The 20,863-nt window shown below is 54.0% G+C and carries 18 protein-coding genes; 4 read left to right on the forward strand and 14 right to left on the reverse strand.

The annotated features are described in order from the left end of the window. Nucleotides 1-95: 95 nt before the first annotated feature. From QEN31_RS02560 to gltB, 3 genes are all read right to left on the reverse strand, one after another. Nucleotides 96-1,199: a PDDEXK nuclease domain-containing protein gene (locus QEN31_RS02560; RefSeq protein WP_000184314.1), complete on the reverse strand. Its 1,104-nt coding sequence runs from the start codon at nt 1,197-1,199 to the stop codon at nt 96-98. 206 nt (nt 1,200-1,405) lie between these two features. After that, nucleotides 1,406-2,824 (reverse strand): glutamate synthase subunit GltD, encoded by a 1,419-nt coding sequence (gltD, locus tag QEN31_RS02565; protein WP_000081628.1) that lies wholly within the window; start codon nt 2,822-2,824, stop codon nt 1,406-1,408. Nucleotides 2,825-2,833: 9 nt separating this feature from the next. Next, nucleotides 2,834-7,294, reverse strand: coding sequence for a glutamate synthase large subunit (gene gltB, locus QEN31_RS02570; protein WP_064239852.1), 4,461 nt, complete (start codon nt 7,292-7,294; stop codon nt 2,834-2,836). Nucleotides 7,295-7,965: 671 nt separating this feature from the next. On the opposite strand from gltB, the gene QEN31_RS02575 reads away from it, so the two are divergent. From QEN31_RS02575 to mtgA, 4 genes are all read left to right on the forward strand, one after another. Continuing rightward, complete coding sequence (locus QEN31_RS02575) at nt 7,966-8,895, forward strand: TIGR01212 family radical SAM protein (RefSeq protein WP_001176879.1); 930 nt, start codon at nt 7,966-7,968, stop codon at nt 8,893-8,895. 93 nt (nt 8,896-8,988) lie between these two features. Further along, nucleotides 8,989-11,325, forward strand: coding sequence for an aerobic respiration two-component sensor histidine kinase ArcB (gene arcB, locus QEN31_RS02580; RefSeq protein WP_000809815.1), 2,337 nt, complete (start codon nt 8,989-8,991; stop codon nt 11,323-11,325). A 226-nt stretch (nt 11,326-11,551) separates the two neighbouring features. Beyond that, the gene (elbB, locus tag QEN31_RS02585; protein ID WP_000719821.1) at nt 11,552-12,205 is read left to right on the forward strand and encodes an isoprenoid biosynthesis glyoxalase ElbB; all 654 of its coding nucleotides are present in this window, start codon (nt 11,552-11,554) and stop codon (nt 12,203-12,205) included. Then, nucleotides 12,202-12,930: a monofunctional biosynthetic peptidoglycan transglycosylase gene (gene mtgA, locus QEN31_RS02590; RefSeq protein ID WP_064239853.1), complete on the forward strand. Its 729-nt coding sequence runs from the start codon at nt 12,202-12,204 to the stop codon at nt 12,928-12,930. Before elbB ends, mtgA begins: the two co-directional genes overlap by 4 nt. 74 nt (nt 12,931-13,004) lie before the next feature. Here mtgA and yrbL read toward each other — a convergent pair whose 3' ends face one another. The 11 genes from yrbL to kdsD all read right to left on the reverse strand — a co-directional run bounded on the left by yrbL (nt 13,005) and on the right by kdsD (nt 20,855). Continuing rightward, nucleotides 13,005-13,637, reverse strand: coding sequence for a PhoP regulatory network protein YrbL (yrbL, locus tag QEN31_RS02595; RefSeq protein WP_000602196.1), 633 nt, complete (start codon nt 13,635-13,637; stop codon nt 13,005-13,007). 248 nt (nt 13,638-13,885) lie between these two features. Beyond that, nucleotides 13,886-14,158 carry a PTS phosphocarrier protein NPr gene (gene npr / locus QEN31_RS02600; protein ID WP_000216797.1) on the reverse strand — a complete coding sequence of 91 codons (273 nt, stop codon included), beginning with the start codon at nt 14,156-14,158 and terminating at the stop codon, nt 13,886-13,888. Beyond that, nucleotides 14,155-15,009 carry an RNase adapter RapZ gene (gene rapZ, locus QEN31_RS02605; RefSeq protein WP_000243749.1) on the reverse strand — a complete coding sequence of 285 codons (855 nt, stop codon included), beginning with the start codon at nt 15,007-15,009 and terminating at the stop codon, nt 14,155-14,157. The genes npr and rapZ overlap by 4 nt, the downstream gene beginning before the upstream one ends. Nucleotides 15,010-15,054: 45 nt before the next feature. Then, complete coding sequence (gene ptsN / locus QEN31_RS02610) at nt 15,055-15,546, reverse strand: PTS IIA-like nitrogen regulatory protein PtsN (RefSeq protein WP_000609332.1); 492 nt, start codon at nt 15,544-15,546, stop codon at nt 15,055-15,057. A gap of 117 nt (nt 15,547-15,663) precedes the next feature. Further along, a complete protein-coding gene (gene hpf / locus QEN31_RS02615) occupies nt 15,664-15,951 on the reverse strand; it encodes a ribosome hibernation promoting factor (RefSeq protein WP_001176589.1) in 288 nt (95 codons plus the stop codon). 22 nt (nt 15,952-15,973) lie between these two features. Beyond that, nucleotides 15,974-17,407: an RNA polymerase factor sigma-54 gene (rpoN, locus tag QEN31_RS02620; protein WP_000809020.1), complete on the reverse strand. Its 1,434-nt coding sequence runs from the start codon at nt 17,405-17,407 to the stop codon at nt 15,974-15,976. Between the two features lie 47 nt (nt 17,408-17,454). Then, the gene (lptB, locus tag QEN31_RS02625; protein WP_000224104.1) at nt 17,455-18,180 is read right to left on the reverse strand and encodes an LPS export ABC transporter ATP-binding protein; all 726 of its coding nucleotides are present in this window, start codon (nt 18,178-18,180) and stop codon (nt 17,455-17,457) included. Nucleotides 18,181-18,186: 6 nt separating this feature from the next. Continuing rightward, on the reverse strand, nt 18,187-18,741 hold the full coding sequence (lptA, locus tag QEN31_RS02630; RefSeq protein WP_000669770.1) for a lipopolysaccharide ABC transporter substrate-binding protein LptA: 555 nt from the start codon (nt 18,739-18,741) through the stop codon (nt 18,187-18,189). Then, the gene (gene lptC / locus QEN31_RS02635) at nt 18,710-19,285 is read right to left on the reverse strand and encodes an LPS export ABC transporter periplasmic protein LptC (RefSeq protein ID WP_000047845.1); all 576 of its coding nucleotides are present in this window, start codon (nt 19,283-19,285) and stop codon (nt 18,710-18,712) included. The genes lptA and lptC overlap by 32 nt, the downstream gene beginning before the upstream one ends. Continuing rightward, complete coding sequence (gene kdsC / locus QEN31_RS02640; RefSeq protein ID WP_000030021.1) at nt 19,282-19,848, reverse strand: 3-deoxy-manno-octulosonate-8-phosphatase KdsC; 567 nt, start codon at nt 19,846-19,848, stop codon at nt 19,282-19,284. Before kdsC ends, lptC begins: the two co-directional genes overlap by 4 nt. A 20-nt stretch (nt 19,849-19,868) precedes the next feature. Next, entirely contained in the window at nt 19,869-20,855 is a 987-nt protein-coding gene (gene kdsD / locus QEN31_RS02645; protein ID WP_000018617.1) for an arabinose-5-phosphate isomerase KdsD, read from the reverse strand. Nucleotides 20,856-20,863: the final 8 nt, after the last annotated feature.

Genomic DNA, 20,863 nt, shown 5'->3' on the forward strand with positions numbered 1-20,863 from the left:
CCAAAAAATCCGCCGCATAATATACAGTTCTCAGAATAAAGCAAACGTTTTCGTGTGATATTTTTTTGATAATTATTCATGGCATTAATGGTTCGTTAGTTTTTCTCCGTTGTCAGTGAACCACCGCGTGTGAGTTGAGTTTCCAGCATGGTTTGCGAACGAATAAGTTCGTCTGTGAGTAATTTTTCGTCGGGCAGCTGCACTTTGTATTCGCTCGCCATGATGGTGTTTGGCAGGCCAGTCAGCGCGTAATGCGCTTCCCCCGCGCCTTTCCCTGCGCACAAAACCAGGCCGACTGGCGGGTTTTCTCCGGGCATTGTCCAGTGCTCTTTGGCATAGTTCAGGTACATATTCATCTGCCCGGCATCCGCATAACCGAATTTGCCTACCTTCAGGTCAACGAGCAACAGGCAGCGCAAGCGACGATGGAAGAACAGCAGGTCGACGCGGAACCAGCTATCGTCTATGCGTAGTCGGCGTTGGCGGCCAACAAAAGCAAAATCGTCACCGAGCTCCAGCATAAAGTCCATCAGGTGGCTGAGCAGCGCGTCTTCGAGATCTGATTCGGAATACTCGTCCTTCAGGTTAAGAAATTCCAGAATGAACGGGTCGCGTATGGCTTGCTCCGGCAAAACGTTTGGCCCGGCGGGTGCAGGCTGCTGCAACATGGCGGATTTGTCGTGGGACAGTAGTGTTCGTTCGTAAAATTGAGTGGCGATTTGCCTGTCGAGCTGCCGTACGGACCAGCCGTTACGTAGCGTCTCTTTCTCGTAAAAAGTGCGGGCATCGGGATTTTTTACCGACAAGAGGCGGACATACGCCGACCAGGGGAGTGGGAAAGATTTAGCCAGTTGCGCCAAATGGAGAGATTCTCCAGACACTGTCTGGAGAATCTCAATTTTTTGAAAATAAAGATAAAACTTTTTAAATTGCCATAGATTACTGGCAGAAAAACCTCGTTTATATCTTTGGCTTAAATCCTGTGATAAACGATCAATTAGCTGTTCACCATAAGCAGCTCTGGCTTCACCGCCTTGTTCAAATTCAACAATGCGTCGACCCATTTCCCAATAGGTTGCTGTCATGATGGTGTTGATGCTGCGAACGGTTTGTGTCCGCGCTGTGTCCAGCAGTTGAACAATTCCGTTATGAATTTGCTGATATTCATCAGACTGTGGCGCTAAAGTTGGATTCGTCATGTCATCCCTTACGTGATAGTTTCATTGTGAAATTAGAACGCTATCAATACGTTTCAGGCGTAAACGGATCAATCCATGAACGGATTTTACATGGCATTACATCTCGATTTACGAGCGGGTTTCCAGAATCGGCAGGAGAGATATTGAGGAGAGGAATATCGGCTCCCCAGCCATCAGCCAAGGCAGTAAGCGGGGAGCCGGAAGGGTTACACTTCGAGGTAGTTCATAATCCCGTCAGCCGCCTTACGGCCTTCGGCAATCGCCGTCACCACCAGATCGGAACCGCGCACGATGTCGCCACCGGCGAAGATTTTCGGGTTGCTGGTCTGGAAAGCATTATCGCTGCGTTCCGGCGCGATAATTCGTCCCTGCGAGTCCAGTTCCACGCTGTGTTTCGCCAGCCATTCCATGCTGTGTGGACGAAAACCAAACGCCATCACCACCGCATCAGCCGGAACCACATGCTCGGAACCGGCGACGATCTCCGCCCGCCGACGGCCTTTGGCATCCGGTTCGCCCATTTCAGTGCGCACCATTTTTACGCCGCTCACTTTGCCGTTGGCATTGACTTCAATGCCCAGTGGTTGGACGTTAAACTGAAACTCGACACCTTCCTCGCGCGCGTTTTTCACTTCGCGTCTGGAACCCGGCATGTTCTCTTCATCACGACGATAGGCACAGGTTACGTGCGTTGCGCCCTGACGAATGGAGGTACGTACGCAGTCCATTGCGGTGTCACCACCGCCCAGCACCACCACGCGTTTGCCTTCCATACTGACATACGGTTCGTCGCTGGTTTCGCCAAACCCCATGATCTGCTTCGTATTGGCGATCAGGAACGGCAAAGCGTCGAAAACCCCGTCCGCATCTTCATTTTCCAGCCCGCCGCGCATCGACTGATAGGTGCCGACGCCAAGGAATACCGCATCGTAATCTTTCAGCAGATCTTCAAGCTGTACATCACGACCCACTTCGGTATTAAGTTTGAACTCAATACCCATGCCGGTGAAGATCTCGCGACGGCGGGTCATCACCTCTTTTTCCAGTTTGAAAGCTGGAATACCGAAGGTCAGCAGGCCGCCGATTTCCGGATGGCGATCAAAGACCACCGCCTTCACGCCGTTGCGGGTCAGCACGTCGGCGCACGCCAGCCCTGCCGGACCTGCGCCGATAATCGCTACCCGTTTGTCCGTCTGGCGCACGCCGGTGATATCCGGGCGCCAGCCCATTTCGAACGCTTTATCGTTGATATAGCGCTCAATGTTACCGATGGTCACTGCGCCGAACTCATCGTGCAGCGTACAGGAGCCTTCGCACAGGCGGTCCTGCGGGCAGACGCGGCCACACACTTCCGGCAGGGTGTTGGTCTGGTGCGATAGCTCAGCCGCCTCAAAAATACGCCCTTCGTTAGCCAGTTTCAGCCAGTTCGGGATGTAGTTATGTACCGGACATTTCCACTCGCAGTAGGGGTTACCGCAGGACAAACAGCGATCCGCCTGGGCTTTCGCCTGACCTTCAGAAAACGGTTCGTAGATTTCAACAAACTCGATCTTACGGATCTTCAGCGGTTTCTTCGGCGGATCAACGCGCTGCAGGTCGATAAATTGATAAACATTCTGGCTCATTTCAATTCCTTACTGCGCCTGCACGCGCAATTCTGCCGCACTACGACTACGGTGGCCCAACAGGGCTTTGACATCGCTGGACTTGGGCTTAACTAACGCGAATTGGGTTGAGAAGCTTGACCACCTGGACAGGATCTCTTCGCCGCGTTGCGAACCAGTATGTTGCACGTGCTCGGTGATCAGGCCGCGCAGATGCTCTTCGTGGATAGCCAGCGAATCAACGTCCAGTACTTCTACCAGTTCCGGGTTCACGCGTTTACGGAATTCGCCATCTTCGTCCAGCACATAGGCGAAGCCGCCGGTCATCCCCGCGCCGAAGTTAACGCCGGTTTTACCCAGCACGCAGACGATGCCGCCGGTCATGTATTCACAGCCGTTGTCGCCGATGCCCTCTACTACGGTAATCGCCCCGGAGTTACGCACGCCGAAACGTTCGCCCGCGCGCCCCGCCGCGTACAGACGGCCACCGGTCGCTCCATACAGGCAGGTGTTGCCGATGATGCTGGCTTTATGACTGAGGAAGGCGGAACCTACCGGCGGTCTGATGGCGATCAAACCGCCTGCCATACCTTTACCGACATAGTCGTTGGCATCGCCAGTCAGATATAACTCTACGCCGCCCGCGTTCCACACGCCAAAGCTCTGGCCTGCGGTACCGCTGAAGTGTGCTTTAATCGGATCGGAAGCCAGCCCCTGATCGCCGTGGGTCTGTGCGATGTAGCCGGAAAGCGACGCGCCGACGGAACGATCGGTGTTGCGGATGTCGAACCAGAAGGTTTTGCTCTGGCGCGCATCGACAAACGGTTTCGCCTGCTGCAACAGTTGCGCATTCAGCACGCCGTTATCAAACGGCGGGTTATTTTCGGTGCAGTACAGCGCTTTACCCGGATGAGGTTCAGCGGTTTCCAGTAGACGAGACAGCGCCAGCTTCTGCTGTTTCGCCGTAAAGCCATCCAGCTCTTTCAGCAGGTCGGTGCGGCCAATCAAATCCACCAGGCGGGTCACGCCAAGCGAAGCCATCAGCTCGCGCACTTCGCGGGCGATAAATTCAAAGTAGTTGGTTACTTTGAACGGCAGGCCGTGATAGTGGTTCTTACGCAGTTTTTCATCCTGCGTCGCCACGCCGGTTGCGCAGTTGTTCAGATGGCAAATGCGCAGGTATTTACAGCCCAGCGCCACCATCGGGCCGGTGCCGAAGCCGAAACTTTCCGCACCGAGAATTGCCGCTTTAATGATATCGACGCCGGTTTTCAGACCGCCGTCCACCTGCAGACGAATCTTGTGACGCAGACCGTTGGCGACCAGCGCCTGCTGGGTTTCAACAAGTCCGAGTTCCCACGGACAGCCCGCATATTTCACCGAAGAGAGCGGGCTGGCGCCGGTACCGCCGTCGTAGCCAGCGATGGTGATCAGATCCGCATAGGCTTTCGCCACGCCGGTCGCGATGGTGCCGACGCCCGGTTCGGACACCAGCTTCACGGAGATCATCGCCTTCGGGTTGACCTGTTTGAGGTCGAAAATGAGCTGCGCTAAGTCCTCGATAGAGTAGATATCGTGGTGCGGCGGCGGGGAGATCAGCGTCACGCCCGGCACTGAATAGCGCAGTTTAGCGATATACGGAGTGACTTTATCCCCCGGCAACTGACCGCCTTCGCCCGGTTTCGCGCCCTGCGCGACTTTAATCTGAATCACATCGGCATTGACCAGGTAGGCCGGCGTCACGCCAAAGCGACCGGAGGCCACCTGTTTGATACGCGACACTTTATTGGTGCCGTAGCGCGCCGGGTCTTCGCCGCCTTCGCCGGAGTTGGAGTTGCCGCCGAGGCTGTTCATCGCTTCCGCCAGCGCTTCGTGCGCTTCCGGACTTAATGCGCCGATAGACATGGCTGCGGTATCAAAGCGTTTAAACAGCTCACTGGCGGGCTCAACCTCGTCGATAGTCACCGCCTCGCCGTCTGGATGTATCGCCAGCAGATCGCGCAGCGTTGCCGCCGGACGCTCATTGACCAGTTTGGCGTATTCCTGATAATCGCTGTACTCGCCGCTCTGTACCGCCTGTTGCAGGGTACGCACGACATCCGGGTTATAGGCGTGATATTCGCCGCCGTGGACGTACTTCAGCAGGCCGCCCGGGCTAATGGGTTTGCGCGCCAGCCAGGCGCGTTTGGAGAGATTCAGCAGATCCTGCTGGAAGTCATCAAAGCTCGCGCCGCCGATACGGCTGACCACGCCCTGGAAGCACAGGTTTACCACATCATCGTGCAGTCCGACCGCTTCAAACAGTTTGGAGCAGCGGTAAGAGGCAATGGTCGAAATGCCCATTTTGGACATAATCTTGTACAGCCCCTTGTTGATGCCGTTACGGTAGTTCTGCATCACGGTACGGTAGTTTTTGGCGATGGCCTGGGTATCAATCAGACGCCCCAGCGTTTCGTAGGCCAGGTACGGATAGATAGCCGTTGCGCCAAAGCCGAGCAGTACCGCAAAGTGATGCGGATCGCGGGCGCTTCCGGTTTCTACGATGATGTTGGCGTCGCAGCGCAGGCTTTGTTCTACCAGACGCGTTTGCACCGCGCCCACCGCCATCGGCGCGGGGACCGGCAGGCGATTCTTACCGATATTGCGATCCGAGAGGACCAGCAGCACGGTGCCGTTGCGCACCATCTGTTCCGCTTTATCGCACAGCGCCTTAACCGTCGCGTTCAGTGTAGTTTCGGTCACGTCGAAGGTGATATCCAGACGGTCAGCGCGATAATGCTCCTCTTTCATGGTGGTGAGCTGTTTGAAATCGGAGTACAGCAGAATTGGCGATTTAAAACTCAGGCGATGGGCCTGACCTTCCGCTTCGCAGAAGACGTTCATTTCGCGACCGATGCTGGTGGCGAGCGACATGACGTGCGCTTCACGCAGCGGGTCGATAGGCGGGTTAGTGACCTGCGCGAACTGCTGGCGGAAGTAGTCGTAAATAATACGCGGCTGGCTGGAGAGCACGGCAAAGGGGGTATCGTCGCCCATTGAACCGACGGCTTCCTGGCCGTTTTCGCCCAATACGCGGATAACCGAGTCCAGCTCTTCGGCGCTGTAGTTAAACTGTTTCTGATAGCTGGCGAGCAGGTCATCGTCCAGTTCGCGGCTACCAACTTCTTCATCAGGCAGCTCTTCAAACGGCACCAGGCGGCGGACGTTTTTCTCCATCCACTCTTTATATGGATGGCGGCTTTTCAGATCGTCATCGGTTTCCGCGGAATGCAGAATACGTCCGCCGCGGGTGTCGATCACCATCAGCTCGCCTGGGCCGACGCGGCCTTTCTCGACCACTTCATCCGGCTGATAGTCCCAGATACCGACTTCGGAGGCGCAGGTGATCAGCTTATCTTTGGTAATGACGTAGCGTGCCGGGCGCAGGCCGTTACGGTCAAGGTTACAGGCGGCGAAGCGCCCGTCGGACATCACGATGCCTGCCGGACCGTCCCACGGCTCCATATGCATGGAGTTAAAGTCAAAGAAGGCGCGCAGATCCTGGTCCATATCGGGGTTGTTCTGCCAGGCGGGCGGCACCAACAGGCGCATGGCGCGGATGATGTCCATCCCGCCTGCCAGCAGCAGTTCCAGCATGTTGTCCAGCGAGCTGGAATCCGAACCGGTTTCGTTAACAAACGGCGCAGCGGACTGTAAATCCGGGATCAGCGGCGTCTGGAATTTATAGGTACGGGCGCGCGCCCACTGGCGGTTGCCGGTGATAGTGTTAATCTCGCCGTTATGCGCCAGGTAGCGGAACGGCTGCGCCAGCGGCCAACGCGGCACGGTGTTAGTGGAAAAGCGCTGGTGGAACAGGCAGATGGCCGATTCCAGACGCAGATCCGCAAGATCCAGGTAGAAGCGCGGCAGATCCGCCGGCATACATAGACCTTTATAAATGTTGACCAGGTTCGACAGGCTGCATACGTAGAAATCTTTGTCGTCCTGCAGGCGTTTTTCAATGCGTCGGCGGGCGATAAACAGACGGCGCTCCATATCACGCGGACGCCAGCCCGCCGGAGCGTTGACAAAAATCTGCTCAATACGCGGCAGGGAGGAGAGGGCGATTTCACCGAGCACGCCTTCATTGGTTGGCACATCGCGCCAGCCGACAATCGACAGGGTTTCCTGCTGTAATTCTTCTTCGACAATATGGCGTGACGCGGCGGCCAGTTCAGGATCTTTATTCAAAAATATCATCCCGACGGCGTAGTTTTTGGCTAAGCGCCAGCCGCGCTCTTCGGCCACGATGCGAAAGAAACGGTCAGGTTTTTGTAACAGCAAGCCGCAACCGTCGCCGGTTTTACCGTCGGCAAGGATCGCGCCACGGTGCTGCATCCGGGCCAGCGCGTGTATGGCGGTACGCACTACCTTGTGGCTAGGTTCGCCTTCTATGTGGGCGATCAGGCCGAAACCACAGTTATCCTTCTCAAGGGATTTATCGTACAACATATCAGTGAACCTCCCCAGGCTCTACGGGACGCTCTCCCAACCGACGGCGCGCGGGCACAGCAAGAGCATGGCGACGGGGCTGGCGCATCATACGCTTACCTCGCATTCGCCCTCTTTGTGTCCTTTGCGCATTGGTAAATACGGTTAAGAGGGAATCTCAATTACTGCATAAATATGATGAGCAGACGGCTCATCCAGAAAGCTTCCAGCGGATCCCCAACTTATCGGGAATCCACACCCAGGTCAAATGGCAAACTGATTTATGCAAAAGTGTGCTGTAGCACAGATAACTTTTTGAATATATTGAAATTAAAAGGTTTTTTATAGAGGGGCTGCTAATACGGAGCGGCAGAAAGCCTGTGATCTGTCTCACTATAAGAGCCGCTCGCCAGACGTTATCTGACCTTTCTTTTTCAAAAATCTTGGCATTTTATGCTGTTTTAAGCGTGAGCAGTATTGAATGCTACTGTTTTTATCGATGACCCAGCAGACGCTGAAAAAAGAGGGGAATATCAGGAAAAATCATCAGCGGGATTATGAATGAAATATCGTTTATTTTGCTTGATTATGCAATGGGTAAAAGCCTTCCGGGACGATTGATCCAGGTCATCGCCAAAGGAGACTAAAAATGGCAGGCTTTGGCCTCTTTTTAAGAGGCGGTCTATCAGATTATGCAGTTACAGAAATTAGTCAATATGTTTGGTGGGGATCTTTTACGTCGGTATGGGCAAAAGGTTCATAAGCTGACGCTTCATGGCGGTTTTAGCTGCCCTAACCGCGACGGCACCATCGGGCGTGGCGGTTGCACCTTCTGTAATGTCGCCTCTTTTGCCGATGAGGCGCAGCAGCATCATTCGATTGCCGAGCAGCTTGCGCATCAGGCGCATCTGGTGAACCGCGCTAAACGTTATCTGGCCTATTTCCAGGCCTACACCAGCACCTTTGCGGAAGTGCAGGTGCTGCGTTCCATGTATCAACAGGCGGTCAGCCAGGCCAGTATCGTCGGGTTATGCGTCGGTACGCGTCCGGATTGTGTCCCGCAGGCAGTAGTAGATTTACTGTGTGAATATAAAGATCAAGGCTACGAGGTATGGCTGGAACTGGGATTGCAAACCGCGCACGATAAAACCCTGCACCGAATTAACCGCGGGCATGACTTCGCCTGCTATCAGCGTACCACCCGGATTGCCCGGGAGCGCGGGCTGAAAGTGTGTGCGCATCTGATTGTGGGGCTGCCGGGAGAAGGGCAGGCAGAATGCCTGCAAACCATGGAGCGTGTGGTGGAGACGGGCGTTGACGGTATTAAACTGCATCCGCTGCATATTGTGAAAGGCAGTACGATGGCCAAAGCCTGGGAAGCGGGGCGGCTGAACGGCATCGAACTGGACGACTACACGCTAACGGCAGGTGAGATGATTCGTCATACGCCGCCGGAGGTGATTTATCACCGAATTTCAGCCAGCGCTCGCCGTCCGACGCTGCTTGCCCCGCTGTGGTGCGAGAATCGCTGGACGGGGATGGTTGAGCTGGACAAATACCTGAATGAGCATGGCGTACAGGGCTCTGCGCTGGCCCGTCCCTGGATACCACCTGTAGCGTAGCGTGATGAGGGGCGCTACGCATATTTCGCACAATATTCAACGCGGTTCCCATAATTGGGTATTATGTGCGAAGTTGTGGTGAAGGAATCCTCTATGAAGCAAATTCGTATGCTGGCGCAATACTATGTCGACCTGATGATGAAATTGGGTCTGGTGCGCTTTTCCATGCTCCTGGCGTTGGCATTGGTGGTGCTGGCGATTGTCGTGCAGATGGCGGTGACCATGGTGCTGCATGGTCAGGTTGAAAGTATCGACGTTATTCGTTCCATCTTTTTTGGCCTGTTAATTACGCCCTGGGCGGTCTATTTCTTATCCGTTGTTGTTGAACAACTGGAAGAGTCAAGGCAGCGACTGTCGCGTCTGGTGCAAAAGCTGGAGGAGATGCGCGAGCGCGATCTCAAGCTTAACGTACAGTTGAAGGACAATATTGCCCAGCTTAATCAGGAAATTGCCGATCGCGAAAAAGCGGAAGCGGAGCTGCAAGAGACATTTGAACAGCTAAAAGTAGAAATTAAAGAGCGTGAAGAAGCGCAAATCCAGCTAGAACAGCAATCCTCTTTTCTGCGCTCCTTTCTGGACGCCTCGCCGGATTTGGTTTTTTATCGTAATGAGGATAAAGAATTTTCCGGCTGTAACCGCGCAATGGAATTGCTAACCGGCAAGAGCGAAAAACAGCTGGTGCATTTGAAGCCGGAAGATGTGTACTCTCCCGAAGCGGCGGAGAAAGTCATTGAAACCGACGAAAAAGTATTCCGCCATAACGTCTCCCTGACCTACGAACAGTGGCTGGATTACCCGGACGGACGAAAGGCCTGCTTTGAAATTCGTAAAGTGCCTTATTACGACCGTGTCGGTAAACGTCATGGCCTGATGGGATTTGGTCGTGATATTACCGAACGTAAGCGTTATCAGGACGCGCTGGAGCGCGCCAGCCGCGACAAGACCACGTTTATCTCTACCATCAGTCATGAGCTGCGCACCCCGCTTAACGGCATCGTCGGTTTAAGCCGCATCCTGCTGGATACCGATCTCACCGCCGAACAGGAAAAATACCTTAAGACAATCCATGTCTCCGCCGTGACGTTAGGCAATATTTTCAATGATATCATTGATATGGATAAGATGGAGCGGCGTAAGGTTCAGCTTGATAACCAACCCATTGATTTCACCAGCTTTATGGCCGATCTGGAAAACCTTTCCGGTTTGCAGGCGCAGCAAAAAGGGCTACGTTTTGTGCTTGAGCCGACGCTGCCGTTGCCGCACAAAGTCATTACCGACGGAACGCGTCTGCGCCAGATTTTATGGAATTTGATCAGCAATGCGGTGAAGTTTACTCAGCAGGGCCAGGTGACGGTGCGGGCGCGCTATGATGAAGGCGACATGCTGCACTTTGAAGTGGAAGATTCCGGGATCGGCATTCCGCAGGATGAGCAGGATAAAATTTTCGCCATGTATTATCAGGTGAAAGACAGTAACGGCGGCAAACCGGCGACGGGGACCGGTATCGGGCTGGCGGTCTCCCGTCGGCTGGCGAAAAATATGGGCGGCGATATTACCGTTTCCAGTCTGCCGGGCAAAGGATCGACCTTTACGCTAACGGTTCATGCGCCAGCGGTGGCGGAAGAGGTGGAGGACGCCTTTGATGAAGACGACATGCCGCTGCCCGCGCTGCATGTTCTGCTGGTCGAAGATATTGAACTGAACGTGATCGTGGCGCGTTCGGTACTGGAAAAACTGGGGAACAGCGTGGATGTCGCGATGACCGGCAAGGCGGCGCTGGAGATGTTCGTGCCGGGAGAATACGACCTGGTCTTACTGGATATTCAGCTACCGGATATGACGGGTCTGGATATCGCCAGAGAACTGACCCGTCGCCACACGCGGGAAGATTTACCGCCGCTGGTAGCGCTTACGGCTAACGTTCTGAAAGATAAAAAAGAGTATCTGGACGCTGGTATGGACGATGTGCTGAGTAAGCCGCTGTCGGTGCCGGCCTTAACCGCGATGATTAAAAAATTCTGGGATGCCACCGATAAAGAGGAGAGTACCGTGACGCCTGAAGAGAGCGATAAAGCGCAAGCGCTGCTGGATATCCCGATGCTGGAACAATACATCGAGTTGGTTGGGCCTAAATTGATCACTGACGGTCTCGCGGTATTTGAAAAAATGATGCCTGGCTATTTAAGCGTGCTGGAGTCCAATCTGACGGCGCGTGACAAAAAAGGCGTCGTTGAGGAAGGGCATAAGATTAAAGGCGCCGCCGGTTCGGTAGGGCTGCGTCATCTGCAACAGCTTGGCCAGCAAATCCAGTCGCCGGATCTTCCCGCCTGGGAAGATAATGTCGCGGAATGGATTGAAGAGATGAAGCAGGAGTGGCAGCACGATGTCGCGGTGCTGAAAGCCTGGGTGGCAAACGCGGAAAAAAAATGACCCCGGTTTGACCGGGGTGCGCGAATACTGCGCCAACACCAGGGAAATCGTGGCTGCGCCGTGCTTATTATGATGATGTCAAAGGCGCAGTCCTGTTTTCAGGCCGCACGCAGTTAAGATAGCAAATCCTAAATGATTTGTTACATGAATCATTTAAATGTGTGAAGCGTAGCATTTTAATCAAAATTATTAATGGGCTTGAGTCGGTTGCAGGAGGATGTTCACCATGAAAAAAATTGGCGTAGTGCTCAGCGGATGCGGCGTCTATGACGGCACCGAAATTCATGAGGCCGTTCTGACGCTGTTGGCCATTGCCCGCAGCGGCGCGCAGGCTATCTGCTTCGCGCCGGATAAACCACAAGCGGATGTTATTAATCACCTGACCGGCGAAGCGATGGCGGAAACGCGTAACGTCCTGATTGAGGCGGCTCGTATTACGCGGGGCGATATTCGTCCCCTGTCCCAGGCTCAGCCAGAGGAGCTGGATGCGCTCATTGTGCCTGGTGGTTTCGGTGCGGCGAAGAACCTGAGTAATTTCGCCAGCCAGGGGAGCGAATGCCGGGTGGATAGCGATGTCGTCGCGCTGGCGAAGGCCATGCACCAGTCCGGCAAGCCGCTGGGATTCATCTGTATCGCGCCTGCAATGTTGCCGAAAATCTTTGACTTCCCGCTACGTCTGACAATAGGGACGGATATTGATACCGCTGAAGTACTTGAAGAGATGGGCGCCGAACACGTACCTTGCCCGGTTGATGATATCGTTGTGGACGAGGATAACAAGGTCGTGACCACCCCTGCCTATATGCTGGCGCAGGATATCGCCCAGGCGGCAAGCGGCATTGATAAATTAGTGTCGCGTGTGCTGGTTCTGGCGGAATGAGCAAACGACGCATCGCGCCGTTAACGTTTTTGCGCCGTCTACTTTTACGTATCCTTGCTGCGCTCGCCGTCTCTTGGGGCGGCGGCATTGCGCTGTTTAGCGTGGTTCCGGTGCCTTTTTCGGCGGTGATGGCGGAACGGCAGATTAGCGCCTGGCTCGGCGGAGAGTTCGGTTATGTGGCGCATTCTGACTGGGTCAGTATGGCGGATATCTCGCCGTGGATGGGGCTGGCGGTAATTGCGGCGGAAGACCAGAAGTTCCCTGAGCACTGGGGCTTTGATGTTCCGGCGATTGAAAAAGCGCTGGCGCATAATGAGCGGAATGAGAGCCGTATTCGCGGCGCCTCTACGCTTTCGCAGCAAACGGCGAAAAATCTCTTTTTATGGGATGGACGCAGTTGGCTGCGCAAAGGTCTGGAGGCTGGGCTAACGCTGGGCATTGAAACTGTCTGGAGCAAAAAGCGCATCCTCACGGTTTATCTGAATATCGCGGAGTTTGGCGATGGTATTTTCGGCGTGGAGGCTGCGGCACAACGGTATTTTCATAAACCTGCCAGTCGCTTGAGTGTGTCTGAAGCCGCGTTGCTGGCGGCGGTATTGCCAAATCCGTTACGCTATAAGGCGAATGCGCCGTCTGGCTATGTGCGTAGCCGGCAGGCGTGGATTATGCGCCAGATGCGACAACTGGGCGGGGAATCTTTTATGACGCGCAACCAGCTTAATTAATTTTGCCGATTGGCGGCGCGAACGCCTTATCCGGCCTGCGATCTGTGTCGTCCAGGCCTGATAAGCACAGGCCATTAAGCTTCGTGAGAAGTAAGCGCCAGCCGTTTCTTGTCTTTTGGCTGCGCGTCCCTCTCCAGGGCAACGGCCAGCGCAGGCTGGGCGATAAACCGCTGCCACACTCTCTCCAGTTTGCGTTCACAGCACCATGTTGACCAGGTCGCCAGCGGGATAAAGGTACTTTCCCCCAGATTGTCGCAAACCACCGGAACCACTTCTGACTCGCTGATACGCTGGCACAGGATATTTTGCGGCTTCAGCGACATCGTCACAATATGGTTATCCAGCAGGTAACGTTTCAGTTTTTTCAGTAGCCGCCGCAGGACAGCGACATCCTCTTCATAACGACATTGCGCGGCGAACTCGGTCAGGGTAATAGAGGGCGCGCCGTTGAAATCGGTAATCATGTCGTAGACATAGCCGGTGCCGCAATCGGTTTCTACCGTGCCGTAATAACGGGGGATAGCGCTCCAGTCCGTCAGGTAGCGGGACAGATGTGCATAGTAGCTCAGTTCACGCCGAATCTCTTTATCACCGCCGTGGTCACGGTTGTAAATAACTTTTATGCAACGCCGGGCATTATCCGGATGCGTATAGCATTTACGATGTCGACCAGCGCCCAGCGGAGTCTGTTTCGATAAGAGGATCATGGCAAGTCCTGGAAAAATTTATTCACATAAATTTAGTATGGACAAAGAACTTAAACAAAACCTAAACGAAATTTTTTAAGGTTTTCTTAATGTTTTTATGCATAGGTAAAGCGCACGAAATGTACAAATCTTACGAAAGGGCGGGGCTGCGGGACAAGAGGCAGGCAGGCGTAACACGCCCGGTTTTGGGGTGACTGTCATCAAATACCGGGACGGCGTTGGGGGAAATAGGGTATAGAGGGGGAGGTTTAGTCTTCGTCAAAGCCGGAATTGAACAGCGCGATAACCGCCGCCAGCGCTTCAACTTCTTGCGGGCCGGTGGCTTCAATTTCGATCTGACGCCCTTTGGCGGAGTCGAGCATTAACAGAGCGATGACGCTATTTGCTTCCGCTTCGGTGCCTTCGTCATTGCGTAATAGTACCTCGGCGTCAAAACCCTGCATCAGTTCGAAAAGCTTCATGGCAGGCCGGGCATGCATGCCCAGCTTATTGGTGACTTCAACAGTTTGCTTTACGGTCATGTTTTGCGTTTTTCCAGCGTGCGATGGCGAGACTGGACATTTTTACCGCGCGAGCGGAAGTAGTCTGCCAGCTGTTCTGCAATATACACCGAACGGTGTTTCCCGCCGGTACAACCGATAGCGACGGTAAGGTAGCTGCGGTTGTTGGTCTCCAGCATCGGTAACCATAGCTCAAGATAGCTGCGAGTCTGATAGATAAAATTGTGAACTTCTGTGTGTCGGTCAAGAAACGCGGCTACCGGCTTATCAAGCCCGGTCATGGGGCGCAGTTTTGGGTCCCAGTGCGGGTTGGGCAGAAAGCGGACATCGAACACATAGTCCGCATCAATCGGGATACCATGTTTAAAGCCGAAGGACTCAAATACCATCGTCAGTTCGCGCTCGCGTTTGCCCAACAGCCGGGTACGCAGCATCTCCGCCAGCTCATGGACGGACATTTCTGAAGTGTCGACGATCAGATCCGCACGTGAGCGTAACGGCTCCAGCAAGTCACTCTCTTTATCGATCGCACTCTCTAAAGAAAGATTTTTGCTGGAAAGCGGATGCAAACGGCGCGTGTCGCTGTAGCGGCGAATCAAGGTATTGCGGTCGGCATCAAGAAACAGCAATTGCGGCGAGAAAGCGCCAGGCAGATTATTCATCGCCTGTTCAAAAATCTCAGGTGATTCAGGCATATTGCGCACATCAATGCTGACGGCGGCGGAAATCTGGCGATCGGCCAGCGTTCGCGCCAGATCGGGCAACAGCACGACGGGGAGGTTATCCACGCAGTAAAATCCCATATCTTCCAGCGCGCGCAGAGCGACAGATTTACCTGATCCGGAACGCCCGCTGACGATCATCAGTACCATGTACCGTTTCTCCTCACAACGACAGAAAGAAATGCCATTGAGTTGTTATGCCTCATTCTGCTCACCTTCGGTGTCAGTAATGATTTGATACAGCTCTTCATCATTCAGCGCCGCGCGCAGGCGGCGGCAGATCGTTTTATCCGCCAGACGTTTCGCCACCAGCGACAGCGTGTGCAGATGCGTTTTAGTTTGATCGGCGGGCACCAGCAGGGCGAAGAGGAGATCGACCGGCTGGTTATCGATGGCGTCGAACGCGATCGGCGTTTCGAGCTGAACGAACACGCCGACGGCGCGTAAGGTATCTTCTTCCAGTTTCCCGTGCGGGATGGCGATACCATTACCAATACCGGTACTGCCCATTTTTTCGCGTGTCAGAATGGCTTCAAACACGACCTGAGGAGGTAAACTGAGCTGTTTTGCCGCCAGTTCGCTGATGATTTCCAGCGCGCGTTTCTTACTCTGACAATGAACGCCGCTACGCGTACACTCCTGGTTAAGTACACTGCTCAGTTGTAGAGTCGTATCGTTATTTATCATAATTTCACCTAAGAACCTGTCCTGTCAGGTTGATGGCCAGGTTCGGAGCGCTAACTGTACAAATGGCCCGTTGTGTCACACAACAGGCCGTCCTGCACTGGCTAACTGCCCGGACAATTAGTGTTGTTTCAGTTTATCTTTATGCCTGGTTAACTGCCTTGCCAGTTTATCAATCAAGCCGTCAATGGCGGCATACATATCCTGGCCTTCCGCGCTGGCGTGAATTTCGCCGCCGTTAACGTGTAGCGTCGCATCCGAGATGTGCGTGACCTTCTCCACTTTCAACACCACGTATACCTGATTAATCCGCTCAAAATACTGTTCAAGTTTGGCGAATTTTGTCGTCACAAATTCACGCAGGGCTTCAGTAATTTCGACATTATGTCCGGTGATATTGAGCTGCATAGTGTCTTCCTTATCGGTTGGGTCAAACCAGCTGTTTGCGTTGGTTTGACGGCGGAATGGATAAAGACTCTCGGTACTTCGCAACAGTGCGGCGCGCCACCATGATACCTTGTTCTGACAGCAGAGAGGTTAACTTGCTGTCGCTCAGTGGTTTCGCGGGGTTTTCCGCCGCAATTAACTTCTTCACCAGCGCGCGAATCGCGGTGGAAGAGGCTTCGCCTCCGCCTTCGGTATTGACGTGGCTGGAAAAGAAATATTTGAGTTCAAAAATACCGCGCGGGCTGTGCAGATACTTCTGCGTGGTCACGCGGGATATGGTGGATTCGTGCATCTCGACGGCCTGGGCGATATCCGCCAGTACCATCGGTTTCATATATTCTTCGCCCTGTTCAAAAAAGGCTTGCTGTTGCTCGACGATGCAGCGACTGACGCGCAGCAGCGTGTCGTTACGGCTTTCAAGGCTTTTTATCAGCCATTTCGCATCCTGTAAATTACTGCGGATGAACTGGCTGTCGGCATCGTTGCGCGCGCTATTGCACATGGCGGCATAGTGCTGGTTAATCTGTAAACGGGGAATACTGTCGCTATTAAGCTCCACCGTCCAGCGACCGTTATGCTTGCGTACCAGCACATCCGGGATAACGTACTCCGGCTCGCCGGTCTGGATCGATTGACCGGGTCTGGGATCGAGCGACTGAATCAGGTTTACCGCCTCTTTCAGCACCTCTTCTTTTAGTCGGGTAACGCGCATCAACGTGCGGAAATCGTGGTTGGCCAGCAGATCAAGATGATCGCAGATAATGAGCCGCGCCTCTTCCAGCCACGGCGTGGATTTGTCGAATTGTGAAAGCTGGATCAGCAGACAGTCGCGAAGATCTTTTGCCGCGACGCCTACCGGATCAAAACGCTGAATGCGCTTCAGAACGGCTTCAACCTCATCGAGATCCACCTCTACATCGCCCATGCTTTCGCGAATTTCGTCCAGGGATACGGTGAGATAGCCGGTATCATCTACCGCGTCGACAATGGATGTCGCAATAGCGCGATCGGTATCCGAGAAGGGCGTTAGCTCAACCTGCCACATCAGATAATCCTGCAACGACTGCGTCGTTTCGCCCTGATAGACGGGCAGCTCATCGTCGATATAATCGCCGCTGGGGCCGGACGGCGTCCCGGCGGTGTAAATTTCATCCCAACTGGCGTCAAGCGGCAGCTCTTCCGGCATCTCTTTTTGTTCGAGCGCGTCGGCGGTATCGAGAGGATCGTTATCCTGAGGTTGCTGGGTGTCGATTTCGTCATGAAGATCGGTTTGCTCAAGCAGCGGGTTATTTTCCAGCGCTTGCTGGAGTTCCTGCTGAAGTTCCAGCGTAGACAACTGCAACAGACGGATGGCCTGTTGTAGCTGAGGCGTCATTGCCAGTTGTTGGCTAAGCCTGAGTTGCAAACCTTGCTTCATATTCAGAGTCGTTTTCTCCCGCTAGAGCAGCATAGCCCTCTACCCTATCAGAGTCTGAAGTCTTCCCCAAGATATACACGCTTAACGTGTTCGTCTTGCAGGATTTCTGTCGGCGTACCGTGGGCAATAAGGTGGCCCTGGCTCACGATATAGGCGCGTTCACAGACTGCCAGCGTCTCACGGACGTTATGATCGGTGATCAGCACGCCGAGCCCGCTATCGCGCAGATGCTCGATAATGCGTTTGATGTCGATAACGGAAATCGGGTCAACGCCGGCAAAGGGTTCATCCAGCAGGATAAATTTGGGATTAGCGGCCAACGCGCGGGCTATTTCTACACGACGGCGTTCACCACCGGACAGCGCCTGTCCCATGCTGTCGCGCAGATGCTCGATATGAAACTCTTCCATCAGCTCGTTGGCGCGGTCTTCTCGCTGTTCTGCGGTCAAATCGTCACGAATTTGCAGTACCGCCATCAGGTTATCAAATACGCTGAGACGGCGGAAAATAGAGGCTTCCTGCGGCAAATAGCCGATACCGCGGCGCGCGCGCGCGTGCAGCGGCAGCAGACTGATATCTTCATCATCGATGATGATATTGCCTGCGTCACGCGGCACGATACCGACGACCATATAAAAGGTGGTGGTTTTACCCGCGCCGTTTGGACCGAGCAGCCCGACAATCTCCCCGGAGTTAACGGTCAGACTGACATCTTCCACTACGCGACGGCCTTTATAGGCCTTCGCCAGATTCTTTGCAGTTAATGTTGCCATAACGAATTAGTTACTCTTCTTTTGCGCCGGAGTCTGGCCTTTGTTTTTGTCTTGCAACTGCGACGGCACCAGAACGGTGGTGACGCGTTTGCCTTTCTCGCTGAAGGCCTGCATTTTCTGCTCTTTCACCAGGTAGGTGATTTTGTCGCCGGTAATGTTGCTGTCAAGCTGCTCCAGATAAGCGTTGCCGGTCAGCACCACAAAATCTTTCGCCAGCTCGTAGTGCATATGGGAAGCGTGGCCTTTCACCGGCTTACCGTTGTCCTGCATCTGGTAGAAGGTGGCCGGATTGCCGTAACCGTCGATCACCTCTTTCCCCTGTTCGCCGCCAGGGCGGGTAACCACGACTTTATCGGCGTTGATCTTAATCGTGCCCTGGGTCATCACCACGTTGCCCGTAAAGGTCACGACGTTGCCTTGCATATCCAGCGACTGTTGATCCGAGTCAATATGAATAGGCTGTTCGGTATCGCCCGTGACGGCGAAAGCCGGAATGCTGGCGGCCAGCAGCGAGCCGGCAAGCATAAGATTAAGGCTGAGTTTGTTTGTTTTGAATTTCATAAGAGGTTCTAACCTTTTCAATCAGCTCGGCGTTCTTGCTGCGTAAGTTACCGCGCATTTTCAGTCCGCTGGAGTTAAATGTTGTGCCGTATAACGTCACCAGATCGTTCGAGGTAACATCCTGCGTCACCAGATTAATCTGCGCGTTATCGGTGGTAATTCTGCGTAATTGAGCGTCAGGCACCAGGGCGTTGACTTCAACATGGCCATACAGATAGAGCATCCGATCGTTAGTCAATTTGGCTTTATCGGCCTTGATCGACCATGTCGGCACTTTATCCTTATCAAAGGTGGTTAATACCGGTTGCGTAAACCATGAGACCGCCTGATCGGAAAAATATTCAACGTGCTGCGCGATCAGACGATAGCTCAACGCGCCTTCCGGACTGTACACGACGGTATCCGTATGCTCGCTTTTATACGTGGGATCGTTGCTGTTGACCATCACGGCAGCAGGATCGTCTTTATCCGCCAGATTGATACCAATCAGTACCAGAATGGCCAGCGACAGTAGAATGATAACCCAACGTCTGGTTTTACTCATATCGATTGCCCTTTGGCCTCATCCAGCTTGCCCTGCGCCAGCAGCAGCAAATCGCACACCTCACGTACCGCGCCGCGCCCGCCGGCAATGTGCGTCACATAGTCAGCGCGGGGGATCAGCAGTGGATGCGCATCCGCAACGGCAACGCTTAACCCCACTTTTTCCATCACTGGCCAGTCAATCAGATCATCGCCGACATAGGCAACATTTTCCGGCGCAATGGCCAGTTTTTCCAGCAGATCGCTAAAGGCGATCAACTTATTCGACTGTCCCTGATAAAGATGGACAATCCCCAGCGTGGCGCAGCGATCTTCTACAAGTTTAGCCTTTCGTCCGGTAATAATGGCAACCTCGATATTGGAGGTCAAAGCACAGCGAATACCATAGCCGTCACGAACGTTGAAAGCCTTCAGCTCTTCGCCGTTATTGCCCATATAAATCAGGCCGTCAGACAATACGCCATCCACGTCCAGGATGAGCAGGCGGATATTCTCCGCTTTGGTCATGACATGGGGGCTGACGGGGCCATAACAGGTCGCAAGCGACGCACCTGCTTTACTCATCGTTAATTATCCTTGAGTTTCTACACGACGCCTGCACGCAGGAGATCATGCATATGTAACACACCGAGTAACTGGTCGCCATCAGCAACCAGTACGGAGGTGATATGGCGGGACTGCATTAAATTCAGCGCATCGACAGCGAGAATACCGGGACGCACGCGAATGCCCCCTGGCGTCATCACCTCGGCGATCCCCAACTGGCGCATATCGCCGCCCATATCGAATACGCGACGTAAATCGCCGTCGGTGAAGATACCGTCGATCTTCATGGATTCATCGCAAATGACGGTCATACCGAGATTTTTACGCGTAATTTCTAATAGCGCATCACGCAGGGTGGCATGTTTATTAACATGCGGGATCTCATCGCCAGTATGCATAATATCGCTTACGCGCAGCAGTAGCTTACGTCCCAGCGCGCCGCCAGGATGCGACAGAGCGAAATCCTCGGCGGTAAAGCCGCGCGCTTTTAACAACGCCACAGCGAGCGCGTCGCCCATCACCAGCGTTGCGGTGGTACTACTGGTAGGCGCCAGTCCTAACGGACACGCTTCTTTGGGCACTTTAACACACAGATGCACATCTGCCGCACGCGCCATGCTGCTTTCCGGTCGCCCGGTAATGCAAATTAACGGCACGTGCAGACGTTTAAGTACCGGTATTAGCGCCGCGATCTCGCTGGATTCGCCGGAGTTGGAGATAGCGATAACCACATCCTGCGGCGTAACCATCCCCAAATCGCCGTGCGCGGCTTCGCCCGGATGTACAAAAAAGGAAGAGGTGCCGGTACTGGCGAACGTGGCGGCCATTTTCCGTCCGATATGGCCGGATTTCCCCATCCCCATGACCACCACTTTTCCGGTGCAGTTGAACATTTTTTCACAGGCCAGCGTGAAATGCTGGTTGATATATTGATCAAGCTCCGCCAGGCCTTCACGTTCAATTTCCAGGACCTCTTTGCCTGCCTGCTGAAAGTCAAACCCCGGTTGCAACGCTAAATGCGACATAATCCGTT

It is taken from the genome of Salmonella sp. SA15303 (genome assembly GCF_029962125.1).
In the GTDB taxonomy this organism is placed as follows: Bacteria; Pseudomonadota; Gammaproteobacteria; order Enterobacterales; family Enterobacteriaceae; genus Salmonella; species Salmonella enterica.

Coding starts and splice junctions, on each gene's coding strand:
- QEN31_RS02575 (WP_001176879.1), top strand. CDS start 7,966: ATGCAGTTACAGAAATTAGTCAATATGTTTGGTGGGGATCTTTTACGT.
- ptsN (WP_000609332.1), bottom strand. CDS start 15,546: ATGATAAATAACGATACGACTCTACAACTGAGCAGTGTACTTAACCAG.
- yrbL (WP_000602196.1), bottom strand. CDS start 13,637: ATGATCCTCTTATCGAAACAGACTCCGCTGGGCGCTGGTCGACATCGT.
- arcB (WP_000809815.1), top strand. CDS start 8,989: ATGAAGCAAATTCGTATGCTGGCGCAATACTATGTCGACCTGATGATG.
- elbB (WP_000719821.1), top strand. CDS start 11,552: ATGAAAAAAATTGGCGTAGTGCTCAGCGGATGCGGCGTCTATGACGGC.
- rpoN (WP_000809020.1), bottom strand. CDS start 17,407: ATGAAGCAAGGTTTGCAACTCAGGCTTAGCCAACAACTGGCAATGACG.
- hpf (WP_001176589.1), bottom strand. CDS start 15,951: ATGCAGCTCAATATCACCGGACATAATGTCGAAATTACTGAAGCCCTG.
- lptA (WP_000669770.1), bottom strand. CDS start 18,741: ATGAAATTCAAAACAAACAAACTCAGCCTTAATCTTATGCTTGCCGGC.
- lptC (WP_000047845.1), bottom strand. CDS start 19,285: ATGAGTAAAACCAGACGTTGGGTTATCATTCTACTGTCGCTGGCCATT.
- kdsC (WP_000030021.1), bottom strand. CDS start 19,848: ATGAGTAAAGCAGGTGCGTCGCTTGCGACCTGTTATGGCCCCGTCAGC.
- gltD (WP_000081628.1), bottom strand. CDS start 2,824: ATGAGCCAGAATGTTTATCAATTTATCGACCTGCAGCGCGTTGATCCG.
- kdsD (WP_000018617.1), bottom strand. CDS start 20,855: ATGTCGCATTTAGCGTTGCAACCGGGGTTTGACTTTCAGCAGGCAGGC.
- npr (WP_000216797.1), bottom strand. CDS start 14,158: ATGACCGTAAAGCAAACTGTTGAAGTCACCAATAAGCTGGGCATGCAT.
- lptB (WP_000224104.1), bottom strand. CDS start 18,180: ATGGCAACATTAACTGCAAAGAATCTGGCGAAGGCCTATAAAGGCCGT.
- rapZ (WP_000243749.1), bottom strand. CDS start 15,009: ATGGTACTGATGATCGTCAGCGGGCGTTCCGGATCAGGTAAATCTGTC.
- QEN31_RS02560 (WP_000184314.1), bottom strand. CDS start 1,199: ATGACGAATCCAACTTTAGCGCCACAGTCTGATGAATATCAGCAAATT.
- gltB (WP_064239852.1), bottom strand. CDS start 7,294: ATGTTGTACGATAAATCCCTTGAGAAGGATAACTGTGGTTTCGGCCTG.
- mtgA (WP_064239853.1), top strand. CDS start 12,202: ATGAGCAAACGACGCATCGCGCCGTTAACGTTTTTGCGCCGTCTACTT.